The sequence below is a fragment of the Vibrio sp. DNB22_10_4 genome (assembly GCF_052879755.1).
The window spans coordinates 47,019-57,959 of record NZ_JBNNXW010000017.1; the positions used below are offsets into that span (position 1 = coordinate 47,019).

The window sequence follows — 10,941 nt, forward strand, 5'->3', positions numbered from 1 at the left end:
TGTACCTCATCCCTCGAGATTATTCCTCGATTTTACCGCCTGCAGCTTCGATTGCAGCTTTAGCGCCTTTAGTCACGCGTAGACCTTTAACAGTCACAGCTTTGTCGATTTCACCTGAAAGAACAACTTTAACAAATTCGATGTTCTTAGTGATAACGTTAGCTGCTTTAAGGCTGTTTAGATCTACAACGTCACCAGTTACTTTCGCTAGCTCAGCTAGACGAACTTCAGCAGACACTAGGCTCTTACGAGAAGTGAAACCGAATTTTGGTAGACGCTGTTTCAAAGGCATTTGACCGCCTTCAAAACCTGGACGAACACTGCCGCCAGAACGTGATTTTTGACCTTTGTGACCACGGCCACCAGTTTTACCTAGGCCAGAACCGATACCACGGCCTACGCGCTTCTTAGAAGGCTTAGAACCCGCAGCCGGTGATAGAGTATTCAAACGCATTCTGATTACTCCTCAACTTTAACCATGTAGTAAACCTTGTTGATCATACCGCGAATGCACGGTGTATCTTCAAGTTCTACTGTGTGGTTGATTTTACGAAGGCCAAGACCTTTAAGACACGCTTTGTGCTTAGGTAGGCGACCAATTGAGCTCTTAGTTTGAGTTACTTTGATAGTTGCCATGGTGTTCTTACTCCGAAATAGATTCAACAGTTAGACCACGTTTAGCAGCAACCATTTCTGGTGACTTCATGCTACCTAGAGCATCGATCGTAGCACGAACGATGTTGATAGGGTTCGTAGAACCGTATGCTTTAGATAGTACGTTGTGTACACCTGCAACTTCTAGTACTGCACGCATCGCACCACCTGCGATAACACCCGTACCTTCTGCTGCTGGCTGCATGTAAACTTTAGAGCCAGAGTGGCGACCTTTCACCGGGTGGTGAAGAGTGCCTTCGTTAAGCGCGATCGTAGTCATGTTACGACGTGCTTTTTCCATTGCTTTTTGAATCGCAGCAGGTACTTCACGAGCTTTGCCGTAACCGAAACCTACGCGACCGTTACCGTCACCAACTACTGTTAGTGCAGTGAAGCTCATGATTCGACCACCTTTAACCGTCTTAGAAACACGGTTAACGGCGATTAGCTTTTCTTGCAAATCACTAGCTTGTTGTTGTTCTTTAGCCATCTTCCAACCCTACCTTAGAATTTCAGACCAGCTTCGCGAGCAGATTCTGCTAGCGCCGCTACTCGACCGTGGTATTGGAAACCAGAACGATCGAATGCAACAGCAGATACGCCTTTTTCAAGAGCGCGCTCAGCAACAGCTTTACCAACTGCTTTAGCTGCATCGATGTTACCAGTACTCTTAACTTCTTCACGAATCGCTTTTTCAACAGTTGAAGCGGCTGCGATAACTTCAGAGCCGTTCGCTGCGATTACTTGAGCGTAAACGTGACGAGGAGTACGGTGTACTACTAGGCGAGTTGCACCCAGTTCTGCAATCTTACGACGTGCACGTGTAGCACGACGGATGCGAGATGCTTTCTTATCCATAGTGTTACCTTACTTCTTCTTAGCTTCTTTAGTACGCACATTTTCATCTGCGTAACGAACACCTTTACCTTTATAAGGCTCAGGCTCACGGTAAGAACGAATGTCAGCTGCAACTTGACCAACTAGTTGCTTATCACAACCAGTAATGATGATCTCAGTTTGGCTAGGACACTCAGCTTTAATACCCGCTGGCAACTCGTGCTCAACTGGGTGAGAGAAGCCAAGTGTTAGGCCTACAGCGTTGCCTTTGATAGCAGCACGGTAACCAACACCTTTAAGAGTTAGCTTCTTAGTAAAGCCTTCAGTAACACCAACAACCATGTTGTTAACTAGTGCACGAGCAGTACCTGCTTGTGCCCATGCGTTAGCAACACCGTCGCGAGGACCGAATGTAAGGTTGCTCTCTTCTTGAGCGATAACTACTGCGTTGTTTAGAACGCGAGTAAGTTCACCTTTAGCGCCTTTAACAGTAACTTCTTGGCCGTTTAGTTTCACCTCTACGCCAGCTGGAATAGCGACAGGTGCTTTAGCAACACGAGACATAATCTACTCCTATTAAGCTACGTAACAGATGATTTCACCGCCAAGACCTGCTTTACGTGCAGCGCGGTCTGACATCAGACCCTTGGAAGTGGAAACAACAGCAATACCCAAACCGCCCATCACAGTTGGTAGCGAGTCTTTATTTTTGTAGACACGCAGACCAGGACGTGAAACACGTTTGATTTGCTCAATTACTGGTTTTGCTTGGAAGTACTTAAGTGTAACTTCTAGCACTGGTTTTGCTTCGCCTTCAACAGCGAAGTCAACGATGTAACCTTCAGCTTTCAGTAGTGCAGCGATTGCAACTTTAAGCTTTGAAGAAGGCATTTTTACAGCAACTTTGTTTGCTGCCTGACCGTTACGAACGCGGGTCAGCATATCCGAAATCGGATCTTGCATGCTCATAAGATTTACTCCAAATGATTAAGTGGCAATTACCAGCTAGCCTTACGAAGTCCAGGAATCTCGCCTTTCATGCAAGCTTCGCGAACTTTGATACGGCTTAGACCGAACTTACGTAGGTAACCGTGTGGACGACCAGTTTGGTTGCAACGGTTGCGCTGACGTGAAGCACTTGAATCACGTGGAAGAGCTTGCAGTTTAAGTACTGCGTTCCAACGATCTTCTTCAGATGCGTTTACATCGCTGATGATAGCTTTTAGAGCTGAGCGCTTTTCAGCAAACTTAGCTACTAGCTTCGCGCGTTTAGTTTCGCGCGCTTTCATTGATTGTTTAGCCATAACAGTAACCCTTCACCTTACTTACGGAATGGGAAGTTAAAGGCAGCCAGCAGAGCTCGGCCTTCCTCATCGTTTGCAGCAGACGTCGTAATAGTGATGTCTAGGCCACGAACACGGTCTACTTTATCGTAGTCGATTTCCGGGAAGATGATTTGCTCGCGAACGCCCATGCTGTAGTTACCGCGTCCGTCAAAAGACTTAGCGCTAACGCCACGGAAGTCACGTACACGTGGAAGTGCGATAGAGATTAAACGCTCTAAAAATTCCCACATACGTTCGCCACGCAAGGTTACTTTACAACCAATTGGGTAGCCTTCACGAATTTTGAAACCTGCAACAGATTTACGCGCTTTAGTGATAAGAGGCTTTTGACCAGAGATCGTTGCCATATCAGCTGCTGCGTTTTCTAGCAGTTTCTTATCGTTGATTGCTTCACCAACGCCCATGTTTAGGGTGATTTTCTCAATCCTAGGGACTTGCATGACGCTTGAGTAGTTGAATTGTTTGGTCAATTCAGCAACTACAGACGACTTGTAGTAATCATGCAGTTTCGCCATAGTAGAACTCCAAATTACTTTCTATTAGTTAGAAACAGTTTCGCCGTTAGACTTGAAGAAACGAACTTTCTTGCCATCTTCGATACGGAAACCGATGCGGTCAGCTTTACCAGTAGCCGCGTTAAAGATTGCAACGTTAGAAGCGTCAATTGCTGCTTCTTGCTCAACGATGCCACCTTGTTGACCTAGAGCCGGTTGAGGCTTTTGGTGCTTCTTAACAAGGTTGATACCTTCAACGATAACTTTACCAGTTGCTAGAACCTTAGTTACTTTACCTTTCTTGCCTTTATCTTTACCAGCAAGAACGATTACTTCGTCATTACGACGGATTTTAGCTGCCATTATGTAGCTCCTTACAGTACTTCAGGTGCTAGTGAAACAATTTTCATGAATTTCGCATTACGAAGTTCACGAGTCACTGGACCAAAGATACGTGTGCCGACTGGTTGCTCAGTAGTGTCGTTCAACAATACACAAGCATTACGGTCGAAGCGAATGACAGAACCGTCTGGACGACGTACGCCTTTACGGGTGCGAACTACTACCGCCTTCAGAACATCACCTTTTTTTACTTTACCGCGAGGAATTGCTTCTTTCACAGTAACTTTGATGATGTCGCCGATGTGTGCGTAACGACGGTGTGAGCCACCCAGAACCTTAATACACATTACCTTGCGCGCGCCAGAGTTATCTGCTGCGTCAAGTGTACTTTGCATTTGGATCATTGTTAGTGCTCCGCTAAATATTAAAAACTAGACCCTCTCGGGTCGGGCTGCCTCTTTAAAGGGACGCGAATTGTACCACCCTTTTTTGTGATTGGGTAGACAAAAAATAAGCGGCCCCAAAAATAATTTGGAGCCGCTTGATTTCGCTAGAGAAAAACGATTAAATTTTCGCTTTTTCTACGATGCTTACCAAAGTCCAAGACTTAGTCTTAGACAGTGGACGGCACTCACGAACTTCAACAGTGTCGCCAATGCCACACTCGTTGTTTTCGTCATGTGCGTGTAGTTTAGTCGTACGCTTTACGAATTTACCGTAAATTGGGTGTTTAACCATGCGTTCGATTGCAACAACAATAGACTTATCGCCTTTGTTGCTAATTACACGACCTAGTTGAGTACGGATTTGTTCGCTCATTATGCGCCTGCCTTCTCAGTCAAAACAGTTTTCACACGTGCGATATCACGGCGTACAGCTTTTAGAGTATGAGTTTGCTGAAGCTGACCAGTTGCAGCTTGCATGCGCAAGTTGAACTGTTCACGTAGCAAATTCAAAAGCTCAGCGTTAAGCTCTTCAACGTTTTTTTCGCGTAGATCTTGTGCTTTCATCACATCACCTGCTTAGTTACAAATGTAGTTTTGAACGGCAGTTTGCGAGCCGCTAGGCGGAACGCTTCACGTGCCAACTCTTCAGGTACACCGTCCATTTCGTACATAACCTTACCAGGTTGGATTTGGGCTACCCAGTACTCAACGTTACCTTTACCCTTACCTTGACGAACTTCTAGTGGTTTTTCTGTGATAGGCTTGTCTGGGAATACACGAATCCAGATTTTACCTTGACGCTTAACGTGACGCGTCATTGCACGACGTGCCGCTTCGATCTGACGAGCAGTAAGACGACCACGACCAACAGCCTTAAGACCGAATGTGCCGAAGCTTACGTCTGTACCTTTAGCTAGACCACGGTTGCGACCAGTCTGAACCTTACGGAACTTAGTACGTTTAGGTTGTAGCATCTGTCGACTCCTTACTTACGGCCTTTGCGCTGCTTCTTAGGCTTGTCGCCTTTTGGCTCTACAGCGTTAGCTGCTGGCATACCGCCTAGAATCTCACCTTTGAAGATCCAAACTTTAATGCCGATCACACCGTATTGGGTGTGAGCCGAAGAAGTTGCGTAATCAATGTCAGCACGTAGAGTGTGTAGAGGCACACGGCCTTCACGGTACCACTCAGAACGTGCGATTTCAGCGCCGCCTAGACGACCACTTACTTCCACTTTGATACCTTTAGCGCCAAGACGCATAGCATTTTGTACCGCACGCTTCATAGCACGACGGAACATAACACGACGCTCAAGTTGAGACGCGATGCTATCAGCCACAAGTTGGCCGTCTAGCTCAGGCTTACGTACTTCAGCGATGTTAATTTGCGCTGGTACACCTGCGATTTTAGCTACAGCTGCGCGTAGCTTCTCAACGTCTTCACCTTTCTTACCGATAACAACGCCAGGACGAGCAGTGTGAATAGTCACACGGATGCTCTTAGCTGGACGCTCGATAACGATACGTGAAAGAGACGCTTTTGCTAGTTCCTTAGTAAGGAACTGACGTACCTTGAAGTCGCCGTCTAGGTTGTCAGCGAAATCTTTGGTGTTAGCAAACCATGTAGCATTCCAAGGCTTAACGATGCCAAGACGAATACCATTAGGATGTACTTTCTGACCCATTGCTTATCTCCTAGTCTTAAGCGTCTGCAACAACAACAGTGATGTGGCAAGAACGCTTCAAGATACGGTCGGCACGGCCTTTAGCACGAGGCATAATACGCTTCATGATAGGACCTTCATCTACGAAGATTTTTGCGACTGAAAGATCGTCGATATCTGCACCTTCGTTGTGTTCCGCATTCGCGATTGCTGATTCAAGAACTTTCTTAACTAGTTCAGCAGCTTTTTTGTTGCTGAAAGTTAGTAGTTCAAGAGCTTGATCCACGCTTTTACCGCGGATTTGGTCTGCAACTAAGCGAGCTTTCTGAGGAGAAATACGAGCAAAGTTATGTTTAGCGATAGCTTCCATCATCTACTCCTTATTTCTTCTTAGCTTTCTTATCCGCAGCGTGGCCGCGGTAAGTGCGAGTTGGTGCAAATTCACCCAGTTTGTGACCGATCATTTCTTCGGTAACGAAAACTGGTACGTGCTGACGACCATTATGGACAGCGATGGTCAAACCAATCATTGATGGGATGATCATTGAACGACGGGACCAAGTCTTAACAGGCTTTTTGTCTCCGCTTTCCACCGCTTTCTCTACCTTCTTCAGCAAGTGTAGGTCAATAAAAGGACCTTTCTTGAGAGAACGTGGCATGGCGATTCCTCTTTATAGATTACTTATTACGACGACGTACGATGTACTTGTCAGTGCGCTTGTTCTTACGAGTCTTAAAGCCTTTAGTTGGCTGACCCCAAGGAGATACTGGGTGACGACCACCAGAAGTACGGCCTTCACCACCACCGTGTGGGTGGTCTACCGGGTTCATTACCACACCGCGAACGGTTGGACGAACACCGCGCCAGCGGCTAGCACCAGCTTTACCTAGTTCACGTAGCATGTGCTCAGCATTACCAACTTCACCGATTGTTGCACGGCCTTCTGATAGTACTTTGCGCATTTCGCCAGAACGTAGGCGTAGAGTTACATATGCACCATCGCGAGCGATGATTTGTGCGTATGCACCTGCAGAACGAGCAATTTGTGCACCTTTACCAGGCTTAAGTTCAACACAGTGTACTGTAGAACCTACTGGGATGTTGCGCATCGGCAGAGTGTTACCTGCTTTGATAGGCGCATCAACACCAGACTGGATAGAGTCACCCGCTTGGATGCCTTTTGGTGCAATGATGTAGCGACGCTCACCGTCTGCGTATAGAACTAGAGCGATGTTTGCACTACGGTTTGGATCGTATTCTAGGCGCTCAACTTTCGCTGGGATGCCATCTTTAGTACGCTTGAAATCAACCAAACGATAGTGATGCTTGTGACCACCACCGATGTGACGTACTGTGATACGACCGTTGTTGTTACGACCACCGTTCTTAGAGTTTTTCTCTAGAAGTGGAGCGTAAGGCTTACCTTTGTGAAGGTCAGCGTTAACAACTTTAACTACGTGACGACGACCAGGGGAAGTCGGCTTACATTTAACAATAGCCATTGTTTAACTCTCCTGTTATTCCGCACCGCCAACGAAGTCAAGATCTTGACCTTCCGCCAGAGTCACATACGCTTTCTTAACGTCGCTGCGGCGACCTTGGCGTAGACCTTGGCGTTTAGTCTTACCCTTAAGAACAAGAGTATTTACAGACTTAACTTCAACTTCAAATAGCTTTTCTACAGCTGCTTGGATCTCTTTCTTAGTTGCATCTTTAGCTACTTTGAAAACGATAGTGTTCGCTTTCTCAGCTGCCATAGTTGCTTTTTCAGAGATGTGCGGAGCACGTAGAACTTTTAGGATACGCTCTTCAGTGATCATGCTAGCATCTCCTCAACTTGTTTAACTGCAGCTGCAGTAATAACAACTTTGTCGAACGCGATTAGAGATACTGGATCGATACCAGCAACGTCACGTGCGTCAACTTTGTATAGGTTACGAGCAGCTAGGAATAGATTCTCATCTACTTCGCTAGTCACGATTAGCGCATCTGTAAGCTCAAGCTCTTTAAGCTTAGCTACAAGCTCTTTCGTTTTTGGAGCTTCTACAGAGAAGTTATCAACAACGATTAGACGCTCTTGACGAACTAGCTCAGAAAGAATGCTCTTCATAGCACCGCGGTACATTTTTTTGTTAACTTTTTGGCTGTGATCTTGTGGTTTCGCAGCAAAAGTAACACCACCTGTACGCCAGATTGGGCTACGAATTGTACCAGCACGTGCACGGCCAGTACCTTTTTGGCGCCATGGCTTAGCGCCACCGCCAGATACTTCAGAACGAGTCTTTTGAGCGCGAGTACCTTGACGAGCACCTGCTGCATAAGCAACAACTACTTGGTGTACAAGAGCTTCGTTGAAGTCACGTCCGAAAGTAGTCTCGGAAACAGTTAGTGCATCAGCACCTTTAACCATCAATTCCATTACTTACTCCTAGACGTTAAGCTTTAATAGCTGGTTTTACGATCACGTTGCCGCCTGTTGAGCCTGGTACTGCACCTTTAATAAGAAGCAGATTGCGCTCAGCGTCAACACGTACGATCTCTAGGTTTTGAGTCGTTACACGCTCAGCACCCATGTGACCTGCCATTTTTTTGCCTTTAAATACGCGACCTGGAGTTTGGCACTGACCAATTGAACCCGGAGCACGGTGAGACAAAGAGTTACCGTGAGTAGCATCTTGAGTAGAGAAGTTCCAACGCTTAACAGCGCCTTGGAAGCCTTTACCTTTAGAAGTACCAGTAACGTCTACTTTTTTAACGTCGTTGAATAGTTCTACGTTTAGCTCAGCGCCAACTGCGAACTCTTCGCCGTTTTCCAAACGGAATTCCCAAAGACCGCGACCTGCTTCAACACCTGCTTTCGCAAAGTGGCCAGCTTCTGGCTTAGAAACACGGCTAGCTTTCTTAGCACCTGCAGTTACCTGGATTGCTGCATAACCGTCTGCTTCAAGTGTACGTACTTGAGTTACACGGTTCGCTTCAACCTCAACAACTGTTACAGGGATAGAAACGCCTTCTTCGGTAAAAATGCGGGTCATACCCACTTTACGTCCGACTAGACCAATCATTCTTCTAATCTCCCTTAACCTAGGCTGATTTGAACATCAACGCCAGCAGCAAGATCAAGACGCATTAGAGCGTCAACAGTTTTGTCTGTTGGCTCAACGATGTCGATCAAACGCTTGTGAGTACGGATTTCGTACTGGTCACGTGCATCTTTGTTGACGTGTGGAGAGATAAGAACAGTGAAACGCTCTTTACGAGTAGGTAGTGGAATTGGACCACGAACCTGTGCGCCGGTACGCTTAGCTGTTTCAACGATTTCCGCAGTCGACTGGTCGATTAGTTTATAATCGAAAGCCTTTAGGCGGATACGAATACGTTGGTTCTGCATGAGACAGAGCTCCAATAATTAAAAATTACACAAACAATATCGCCACTCATACTCGCGAAGGCGAGAGAATGCCGATTGATTTATGTGAAACCGTAGCACTCTAATTGAGCGCATTGTCAGCTAATTTTCGATTCACTCAACTGCTAGGCAGAGAGTCAATTGTATTAACTGCGAACATAAGCTGAGTCTACGTTACTAAGCACTTGCCGGAGGCAAATTACTTACTCCTCTTTGCTCATTGGTTCACAACTGAACTAAGTCAGTGGGCGGTATTATACAGATCACAAAACGGGATGCAATAGGTGGGGGAAAAATAAACGAATTTACTTTTAGGGTCTAGTCATGGACAACTAGACCCTGGTGTATGATGCGCTACTCTTCGTCAACAAACTGAGCTTGAAGATAGTTTTCAATACCCACTTTCTCTATCAGTCCTAGCTGGGTTTCGAGCCAATCCACATGCTCTTCTTCGTCTTCTAATATGTCTTGGAACAGATCACGAGAGACAAAATCGCGACTATCTTCTGCGTAAGCGATCGCATCTTTCAGGTCAGGTATTGCCATCATTTCGAGTTTAAGGTCGCACTCCAACATTTCCTTAGTATCCTCACCGACCATGAGCTTACCTAAATCTTGTAAATTGGGTATGCCTTCTAAGAATAAAATCCGCTCAATCAGATGATCGGCGTGTTTCATTTCATCGATAGATTCGTGGTATTCCTTATCGGCCAGGTGCTTTAAGCCCCAGTCTTTGTACATTCTTGCGTGTAGGAAATATTGATTGATGGCAACAAGTTCGTTACCGAGAATTTTGTTGAGATGTTGAATGATGATTGGATCGCCTTTCATGACAAAGCCCTCCTCTTTGGCTCAGTATTAACTGTAGAACCAATTAGAGAGGTGTCAAAGCAACCTGGCGAAGGTTTTGGGGTTAGCTTACTTTTGCAAACTGCATAGCCTGTGTTTCGCTGAGGATTTCTTTAGCTTGTTTAACGCATTTACCACACTGTGAGCCGAGAGAAGTGCACTTTCTGATGGTACGCATATCAGTGATACCTTCTTCGATAGCAAGCTTACGCAATTTTTTATCAGAGATGCCGTGGCATAAACAAACAAACATAAATCAACCTTTCACAATTCACGCTGAAGAATATAAACGAGAATTGTTAGCATTACCAGTGCTATTTACCTCCAAATCGACCTAATTGAGGTAAGTCCCTGAAGCGACATTAAATTTATTTTTCATATAAAAAAAGAGGAGCCTAAGCTCCTCTTTTCGCGTTTATTGCGATTATCGACTAAATATTAGTCGAAGATCTTAGCAACAACACCAGCACCTACAGTACGGCCACCTTCACGGATAGCGAAACGTAGACCTTCATCCATTGCGATTGGAGCGATTAGCTCAACTTTCATTTGGATGTTGTCGCCTGGCATTACCATTTCTACGCCTTCAGGTAGAGAGATGTCACCAGTTACGTCAGTTGTACGGAAGTAGAACTGTGGACGGTAGCCTTTGAAGAACGGAGTATGACGGCCGCCTTCGTCTTTAGAAAGTACGTATACTTCAGACTCGAACTTAGTGTGTGGGTTGATTGAGCCAGGAGCTGCAAGAACTTGACCACGTTCAACGTCATCACGCTTAGTACCACGTAGAAGTGCACCAACGTTCTCACCAGCACGACCTTCATCAAGAAGCTTACGGAACATCTCAACACCAGTACAAGTAGTAACAGTTGTATCTTTGATACCAACGATTTCTACTTC

24 protein-coding genes are annotated in these 10,941 nt (G+C 45.8%); all 24 read right to left on the reverse strand.

Going from position 1 to position 10,941, the window contains the following annotated elements:
• Positions 1 to 19: 19 nt before the first annotated feature.
• A complete protein-coding gene (rplO, locus tag ACVA6Q_RS22255) occupies positions 20 to 454 on the reverse strand; it encodes a 50S ribosomal protein L15 (RefSeq protein ID WP_112460405.1) in 435 nt (144 codons plus the stop codon).
• Positions 455 to 459: 5 nt separating this feature from the next.
• Positions 460 to 636: a 50S ribosomal protein L30 gene (gene rpmD, locus ACVA6Q_RS22260; RefSeq protein ID WP_053438826.1), complete on the reverse strand. Its 177-nt coding sequence runs from the start codon at positions 634 to 636 to the stop codon at positions 460 to 462.
• Positions 637 to 643: 7 nt separating this feature from the next.
• Positions 644 to 1,144, reverse strand: coding sequence for a 30S ribosomal protein S5 (rpsE, locus tag ACVA6Q_RS22265; protein WP_042478682.1), 501 nt, complete (start codon positions 1,142 to 1,144; stop codon positions 644 to 646).
• Positions 1,145 to 1,158: 14 nt separating this feature from the next.
• Positions 1,159 to 1,512: a 50S ribosomal protein L18 gene (gene rplR, locus ACVA6Q_RS22270; protein ID WP_038228845.1), complete on the reverse strand. Its 354-nt coding sequence runs from the start codon at positions 1,510 to 1,512 to the stop codon at positions 1,159 to 1,161.
• A gap of 9 nt (positions 1,513 to 1,521) precedes the next feature.
• Positions 1,522 to 2,055, reverse strand: a complete 534-nt coding sequence (gene rplF / locus ACVA6Q_RS22275; protein ID WP_042502759.1) for a 50S ribosomal protein L6 — start codon at positions 2,053 to 2,055, stop codon at positions 1,522 to 1,524.
• A gap of 12 nt (positions 2,056 to 2,067) precedes the next feature.
• The gene (gene rpsH / locus ACVA6Q_RS22280) at positions 2,068 to 2,460 is read right to left on the reverse strand and encodes a 30S ribosomal protein S8 (protein ID WP_042502757.1); all 393 of its coding nucleotides are present in this window, start codon (positions 2,458 to 2,460) and stop codon (positions 2,068 to 2,070) included.
• A 29-nt stretch (positions 2,461 to 2,489) separates the two neighbouring features.
• Positions 2,490 to 2,795 carry a 30S ribosomal protein S14 gene (rpsN, locus tag ACVA6Q_RS22285; protein WP_042502755.1) on the reverse strand — a complete coding sequence of 102 codons (306 nt, stop codon included), beginning with the start codon at positions 2,793 to 2,795 and terminating at the stop codon, positions 2,490 to 2,492.
• Positions 2,796 to 2,812: 17 nt separating this feature from the next.
• Positions 2,813 to 3,352: a 50S ribosomal protein L5 gene (rplE, locus tag ACVA6Q_RS22290; protein WP_006075572.1), complete on the reverse strand. Its 540-nt coding sequence runs from the start codon at positions 3,350 to 3,352 to the stop codon at positions 2,813 to 2,815.
• 24 nt (positions 3,353 to 3,376) lie between these two features.
• On the reverse strand, positions 3,377 to 3,694 hold the full coding sequence (gene rplX, locus ACVA6Q_RS22295; protein ID WP_042478676.1) for a 50S ribosomal protein L24: 318 nt from the start codon (positions 3,692 to 3,694) through the stop codon (positions 3,377 to 3,379).
• 11 nt (positions 3,695 to 3,705) lie between these two features.
• Positions 3,706 to 4,077, reverse strand: coding sequence for a 50S ribosomal protein L14 (gene rplN, locus ACVA6Q_RS22300; protein WP_006075569.1), 372 nt, complete (start codon positions 4,075 to 4,077; stop codon positions 3,706 to 3,708).
• A gap of 160 nt (positions 4,078 to 4,237) precedes the next feature.
• The gene (rpsQ, locus tag ACVA6Q_RS22305; protein ID WP_042478674.1) at positions 4,238 to 4,492 is read right to left on the reverse strand and encodes a 30S ribosomal protein S17; all 255 of its coding nucleotides are present in this window, start codon (positions 4,490 to 4,492) and stop codon (positions 4,238 to 4,240) included.
• Positions 4,492 to 4,683 carry a 50S ribosomal protein L29 gene (gene rpmC, locus ACVA6Q_RS22310; protein ID WP_004736737.1) on the reverse strand — a complete coding sequence of 64 codons (192 nt, stop codon included), beginning with the start codon at positions 4,681 to 4,683 and terminating at the stop codon, positions 4,492 to 4,494. Before rpmC ends, rpsQ begins: the two co-directional genes overlap by 1 nt.
• Positions 4,683 to 5,093 carry a 50S ribosomal protein L16 gene (gene rplP, locus ACVA6Q_RS22315; protein WP_006075723.1) on the reverse strand — a complete coding sequence of 137 codons (411 nt, stop codon included), beginning with the start codon at positions 5,091 to 5,093 and terminating at the stop codon, positions 4,683 to 4,685. Before rplP ends, rpmC begins: the two co-directional genes overlap by 1 nt.
• An 11-nt stretch (positions 5,094 to 5,104) precedes the next feature.
• A complete protein-coding gene (rpsC, locus tag ACVA6Q_RS22320; RefSeq protein ID WP_112481252.1) occupies positions 5,105 to 5,803 on the reverse strand; it encodes a 30S ribosomal protein S3 in 699 nt (232 codons plus the stop codon).
• A 16-nt stretch (positions 5,804 to 5,819) separates the two neighbouring features.
• Positions 5,820 to 6,152, reverse strand: a complete 333-nt coding sequence (gene rplV / locus ACVA6Q_RS22325; protein ID WP_042478670.1) for a 50S ribosomal protein L22 — start codon at positions 6,150 to 6,152, stop codon at positions 5,820 to 5,822.
• A 10-nt stretch (positions 6,153 to 6,162) separates the two neighbouring features.
• Entirely contained in the window at positions 6,163 to 6,441 is a 279-nt protein-coding gene (rpsS, locus tag ACVA6Q_RS22330; RefSeq protein WP_031495622.1) for a 30S ribosomal protein S19, read from the reverse strand.
• 19 nt (positions 6,442 to 6,460) lie between these two features.
• Entirely contained in the window at positions 6,461 to 7,285 is an 825-nt protein-coding gene (gene rplB / locus ACVA6Q_RS22335; RefSeq protein ID WP_042478666.1) for a 50S ribosomal protein L2, read from the reverse strand.
• A 15-nt stretch (positions 7,286 to 7,300) separates the two neighbouring features.
• Positions 7,301 to 7,603, reverse strand: coding sequence for a 50S ribosomal protein L23 (rplW, locus tag ACVA6Q_RS22340; RefSeq protein WP_353497268.1), 303 nt, complete (start codon positions 7,601 to 7,603; stop codon positions 7,301 to 7,303).
• A complete protein-coding gene (rplD, locus tag ACVA6Q_RS22345; RefSeq protein WP_042478663.1) occupies positions 7,600 to 8,202 on the reverse strand; it encodes a 50S ribosomal protein L4 in 603 nt (200 codons plus the stop codon). The genes rplW and rplD overlap by 4 nt, the downstream gene beginning before the upstream one ends.
• Before the next feature lie 16 nt (positions 8,203 to 8,218).
• Positions 8,219 to 8,848, reverse strand: coding sequence for a 50S ribosomal protein L3 (rplC, locus tag ACVA6Q_RS22350; RefSeq protein ID WP_112460406.1), 630 nt, complete (start codon positions 8,846 to 8,848; stop codon positions 8,219 to 8,221).
• Between the two features lie 14 nt (positions 8,849 to 8,862).
• The gene (gene rpsJ / locus ACVA6Q_RS22355; RefSeq protein ID WP_031495630.1) at positions 8,863 to 9,174 is read right to left on the reverse strand and encodes a 30S ribosomal protein S10; all 312 of its coding nucleotides are present in this window, start codon (positions 9,172 to 9,174) and stop codon (positions 8,863 to 8,865) included.
• Positions 9,175 to 9,546: 372 nt separating this feature from the next.
• Positions 9,547 to 10,023, reverse strand: a complete 477-nt coding sequence (bfr, locus tag ACVA6Q_RS22360; RefSeq protein WP_112460407.1) for a bacterioferritin — start codon at positions 10,021 to 10,023, stop codon at positions 9,547 to 9,549.
• Positions 10,024 to 10,105: 82 nt separating this feature from the next.
• Positions 10,106 to 10,294: a (2Fe-2S)-binding protein gene (locus ACVA6Q_RS22365; protein WP_042502742.1), complete on the reverse strand. Its 189-nt coding sequence runs from the start codon at positions 10,292 to 10,294 to the stop codon at positions 10,106 to 10,108.
• Positions 10,295 to 10,479: 185 nt separating this feature from the next.
• On the reverse strand, positions 10,480 to 10,941 hold a 462-nt coding region (locus ACVA6Q_RS22370), incomplete at its 5' end, for an EF-Tu C-terminal domain-related protein (protein WP_446648964.1).